At 62.9% G+C, this 5,031-nt stretch carries 5 protein-coding genes; 3 read left to right on the plus strand and 2 right to left on the minus strand.

Annotated features, from left to right (window positions below):
• Window positions 1-177 precede the first annotated feature (177 nt).
• The 3 genes from cysP to cysW all read left to right on the plus strand — a co-directional run bounded on the left by cysP (window position 178) and on the right by cysW (window position 3,023).
• The gene (cysP, locus tag IRZ12_RS15450) at window positions 178-1,194 is read left to right on the plus strand and encodes a thiosulfate ABC transporter substrate-binding protein CysP (RefSeq protein ID WP_296470247.1); all 1,017 of its coding nucleotides are present in this window, start codon (window positions 178-180) and stop codon (window positions 1,192-1,194) included.
• A gap of 114 nt (window positions 1,195-1,308) precedes the next feature.
• Complete coding sequence (cysT, locus tag IRZ12_RS15455) at window positions 1,309-2,145, plus strand: sulfate ABC transporter permease subunit CysT (RefSeq protein ID WP_296470251.1); 837 nt, start codon at window positions 1,309-1,311, stop codon at window positions 2,143-2,145.
• A 5-nt stretch (window positions 2,146-2,150) separates the two neighbouring features.
• A complete protein-coding gene (cysW, locus tag IRZ12_RS15460) occupies window positions 2,151-3,023 on the plus strand; it encodes a sulfate ABC transporter permease subunit CysW (RefSeq protein WP_296470256.1) in 873 nt (290 codons plus the stop codon).
• Between the two features lie 11 nt (window positions 3,024-3,034).
• On the opposite strand, the gene IRZ12_RS15465 is transcribed toward cysW, so the two are convergent.
• Window positions 3,035-3,676: a Smr/MutS family protein gene (locus IRZ12_RS15465; protein ID WP_296470259.1), complete on the minus strand. Its 642-nt coding sequence runs from the start codon at window positions 3,674-3,676 to the stop codon at window positions 3,035-3,037.
• A gap of 203 nt (window positions 3,677-3,879) precedes the next feature.
• Window positions 3,880-4,836 (minus strand): thioredoxin-disulfide reductase, encoded by a 957-nt coding sequence (trxB, locus tag IRZ12_RS15470; RefSeq protein WP_296470262.1) that lies wholly within the window; start codon window positions 4,834-4,836, stop codon window positions 3,880-3,882.
• Window positions 4,837-5,031: the final 195 nt, after the last annotated feature.

A 5,031-nucleotide genomic window follows, 5' to 3' on the forward strand; every position in this document is an offset into this window, starting at 1 on the left:
ACGGCTGGCAGGGTTCACCATGCGGCCGCGCGCCAAGTACATGAGCCCAGTGTAGGGGGGGCATATTTCTTTTGATTATGAAAAAATGATGAATATATGGTTTGGTTGCATATGTGAATTTGTTACGGTTGCGTCCTCGTTTCTCGAATTCACAAACCAGACCTAGGACGCCGTTTCATGTTCAAAAAGATCATCGTGCTTGCGGCAGCATCGGCCGCGCTACTCGTTGCCGCGACCGGGACGGCGCAAGCCCAGGACAAGCCTTTGCTGAACGCGTCTTATGACGTGGCGCGCGAGGTGTTCGCCGCGATCAACCCCAAGTTCCAAGCATATTGGAAGGAAAAAACCGGCCACGACGTCAAGATCGACCAGTCGTTCGCCGGCACGTCGCGCCAAGCCCAGGACATCATCCAGGGCAAGAAAGTGGACGTGGTCACGTTCAACCAGGTGACCGACGTGGACATCCTCGCCAAGCGGGGCCTGTTGCGCAAGGATTGGCAAAAAGCCTTCCCCAACAATAGCTCGCCCTACTACAGCACGATCGCCTTCCTGGTGCGCAAGGGCAACCCCAAGAACATCAAGGGTTGGGATGATCTCGTCCGCGACGACGTGAAGCTGGTGTTCCCCAATCCCAAGACCTCGGGCAATGCCCGGTACACCTACCTTGGCGCTTGGCTGTACGCCAATGAGAAATTCGGCGGCGATGAGGAAAAGACCAAGCAGTTCGTAGGCAAGCTGCTGCACAACGTCGTGAACTTTCCCACCGGCGGCCGCGGCGCGACGGTCGCATTCGCCCAGAACGGGCAGGGCGACGTGCTGCTGACCTTCGAGTCGGAGGTGATCAACATCGCCAAGGGCGAGGAGTTCAAGGCGGGCGGTTTCGAAATCGTGGTGCCGCCGGTTTCCGTGCTGGCCGAGTTCCCGGTGGCCGTCGTGGACAAGGTCGTGGACGAAAAAGGGACGCGCCAGCTCGCGACGGAATACCTCAACTATCAGTACACCCGCGAAATCCAGCTGCTGCTGACCACCTTCAACTACCGCGTTCATCATCCTGACGTCGCCAAGGTCGTGGCCGATCGCTATCCCAAGGTGCGGCTGATCGATCCGACCAAGGTGCTCGGTTCGTGGGACGACATCACCAAGGTCCACTTCAGCTCCAACGGCGTGCTCGACCAATTGCTGGCCAAGCGTTGATCGAGGGAGCGCCGGCCGCCGGGCCGGTGCCGTACAATGCCTCCGCAAGAGCGCGGCCTACCGAAGGGAGGCCGCGCTTATTCGCTTCCGCCACACGCTCCAGCCGCCTACGCCGTGAATTCGTCGCTCCGTTTCTTCCGTAGCCCGCCCGTCCTGCCCGGCTTCGTCCCGAGCTTCGGCTTTTCGGTCTTGTACCTGAGCCTGGTCATCCTGATTCCGCTCTCGGCGCTGTTGCTCTACGTGAGCGACATGACCTGGGAGCAGTATTGGCGGGCGATCACGGATCCCCGCGTGGTGCAGAGTTACAAGGTCACGGTATCCGGGGCGTTCTATTCGACCGTCATCGTGGCGGGAATCGGCTTCGTGCTCGCGTGGATCATTTCCCGCTACGAGTTTCCGGGCAGGCGGGTGATCGACGCACTGGTCGATTTGCCATTTGCGCTGCCCACCGCGGTGGCGGGGATCACGCTCTCGGCCTTGTTCGTGCCGGAGGGCTGGCTGGGACGGTGGTTCGCCCCCTTGGGCATCAAGATTTCCTACGCCTATCCGGGGCTGGTGGTCGCAATGATCTTCACCAGCCTTCCATTCATCGTGCGCTCGCTCCAGCCGGTGCTGGAGGATCTCGAACCGGAATACGAAGAGGCGGCCGCCACGCTGGGCGCGACGCGCTGGCAAACGTTTTGGCGCGTGCTGCTGCCCAGCCTGGTGCCAGCCTTGATCTCTGGCGCCTCGCAGGCCTTTATCCGCAGCCTGGGAGAATTCGGGGCGGTCATCATGATTGCCGGCAATATTCCGTTCCAGACGGAAATCACTTCGCTGATGATTTTCGTGCGCTTGCAGGAGTTTGACTATCCGGCGGCAGCCGCCATCGCGTCGGTGGTGTTGGTCGCCTCGTTGCTCCTGCTTTTCTTGCTGCAAGTCGTGCAAGGGCGGCTGCTGCGCCGTCGCTGATTCCCATGAAAAACAAACGGCCCACCCTGATCCACCAATGGCTGCTGATTGCGCTTGGCATCGTGCTTACGGTGTTGATGCTCGTCGTGCCGTTGGCGCTGATTTTCTCCCGGGCGCTGTCGGGCGGCTGGAGCCTGCTGGTGCAGAACCTGAACGAAGATTTCATGCAGCATGCGATCGGCCTGACGGTGCTCACCACCCTGGCGACGGTACCGATCAATCTCGTATTTGGGATTCTGCTGGCCTGGTGCGTCACGCATTACGACTTCGTCGGCAAGCGGGTGCTCGTGACCCTGGTCGATATTCCCTATGCCACGTCTCCCGTGGTCGCGGGCTTGTGCTATCTGGTCGTCTACGGGCTCGAAAGCGCGTTCGGCAGCTGGCTGTACGATCACGGCATCCAGCTGATGTTCGCGTGGCCGGGCATCATCATGGTGACCGTGTTCGTCACTTCTCCCTACGTGGCGCGCATCCTGATCCCCTTGATGCAGGCCCAGGGCGCGGATGAAGAGATCGCGGCGCTTTCCCTGGGCGCTTCGGGCTGGCAGATTTTCCGGCGCGTGACGCTGCCCAACATCAAGTGGGCGCTGCTCTATGGCGTCGTCATCACCAACGCGAGGGCGGTAGGGGAGTTCGGCGCGGTGTCGGTCGTATCAGGCACCATCATGAACCAGACCCTTACCCTGCCGCTGTTGGTAGAGCAGCTGAACAATGATTACAAGAGCGCCGCGGCCTTCACCGCTGCGGCCTTGCTCGCCTGCATGGCCATGCTGACGCTGGTCCTCAAGACGGTCATGGAGTGGCGCCAGAAGCGACGGGACGATACGCCCGCGCACTTCGTCCCCGAAACAATGACCTCTACGTCGACCAAGCCGTGAGGGACGCCGGCTCAGGCGGAGCGGCCCTGCCCCCGGAGCAGCACGAGCACCACGCCCGAGCCGCCGTCATTGGGGCGGGCCTCGACGAAAACGAGCACCTCTTCCTTCTGCACAAGCCATCGCCGTACTTTTTCTTTCAGGACGGGGGTACGGTTCTTTGAGCCCAACCCTTTGCCGTGGATGATGCGTACGCAGCGCATCTGCTGGCGAACGCATGCGCGCAGGAACTCTCCCAGTGCATCCCGAGCTTCGTCTACGCGGTGGCCGTGCAGGTCGAGCTGCGCCTGTACCGTCCACTGGCCGCGCCGGAGCTTGCGCACCACGTCCTGGCCCAGGCCATTGCGCCGGTAGGAGAGCGTGTCGTCCGTGTCGATGAGCCAGTCGGCGCCGTAGTCGTCCGAGATCGATTCCCGTAGCACTTCGGACTCGTCCTCCCAGCGCTTGTAGGGCAGGGGGCGCGGCGGTGGCGGTGTCGGGTCGATCCGGCCGTTGGGCTTGAGCGGCACGACCTCACCCACCAGTGTGCGGAACTCCGCCGCCGCCAGGCGGGCCGCCTGCTCGCGGCGCCGGGCTTCGCGTTCGGCGGCTTCTTCCGCCTCCCGCCGGGCCTTCAGTTCCCGTTGCAGCGTCTTGAGGTCCGACAGGCTTCCCACGACGCGTTTCGCACGAGTCCCTGGGAAGGATGCGGTCGCACCGGGACCGCTGCATCCTTGGCTAGTCTGGATTCGCTTGGTACGAGACACGATCGTCGCCTTCCTCCGAGGGGCGCCGGTGCGCAGGCCGCGCCGGCCCGCCCGCGCGGCGGGGCGCGCGAAACGCTCGTGGGGCTCCCTTTGGGGTTAAACCATCCCGGGGGTCAAACCATTTCACCGTCCAGCCATCGCTGCGCGTCAAGGGCTGCCATGCAACCCGTGCCAGCGCTGGTGATGGCCTGGCGGTAGATTCGGTCCTGCACGTCGCCGGCGGCAAAGACGCCCGGCACCGAGGTCATCGTGGCCAATCCGTTCAAGCCGCTGCGAGTGACGATGTAGTCGTCTTTCATCTCCAGTTGGCCCTTGAAAATGCCGGTGTTGGGCTGGTGGCCGATGGCGATGAATATGCCGCTGACGGCGAGGTCTTCCGTTTCTCCCGTCTGGTTGTTCCGGATGCGCGCCCCCGTGACGCCGGAGTCGTCGCCCAGGACTTCCTGCAATTCATTGAAGAGCTTGAGGATGATCTTGCCTTCCTGCACTTTCTCGTTCAGCTTGTCCACCATGATGGGCTCGGCGCGGAATTTGTCGCGGCGGTGGATGAGCGTGACCGTCTTGCAGATGTTGGCCAGATACAGGGCTTCCTCGACGGCCGTGTTGCCGCCGCCCACCACGGCGACGTCCTGGTTCTTGTAGAAGAAGCCATCGCAGGTGGCGCAGCCCGAGACGCCGCGGCCCTTGTAAGCCTCTTCGGAGGGCAGGCCGAGGTACTTGGCCGACGCTCCCGTGGCGATGATGAGGGCGTCGCAAGTATAAGTGCCGGAGTCGCCTTCCAGCTTGAAGGGACGTTGGCCCAGGTGTGCCGTATGGATGTGGTCGAAGACGATCTCGGTGTTGAAGCGCTCCGCGTGCTGCTGGAAGCGCTGCATCAATTCCGGGCCCTGGACGCCGTTGACGTCGGCGGGCCAGTTATCCACCTCGGTGGTGGTCATGAGCTGCCCGCCTTGTTCCACCCCGGTGATAAGCATGGGCGAGAGATTGGCCCGAGCAGCATAGATGGCGGCTGTATAGCCGGCAGGCCCCGATCCGAGGATGAGGACTTTCGCGTGTTTCTCTTGGCTCATAGTATCGACATGGTCATGGCGCCGAGCGCCGATTCGCAACCGTCATCATAGGGGATCCCGGACTTTCTTGTTGCGGGCGCGAGAGCCGGGAAGGGGCTCTCTCTGGTCCGCCTGGGCTGGCGACAGGGTAGGTCCAGCGCAGGCCGCGGCCGGCACGCCGGCCCCGGCGATCGGGCGCGCATCGGTGCGCCGGGC

Source organism: Pigmentiphaga sp., from assembly GCF_019689535.1.
Lineage (GTDB): Bacteria > Pseudomonadota > Gammaproteobacteria > Burkholderiales > Burkholderiaceae_B > Pigmentiphaga.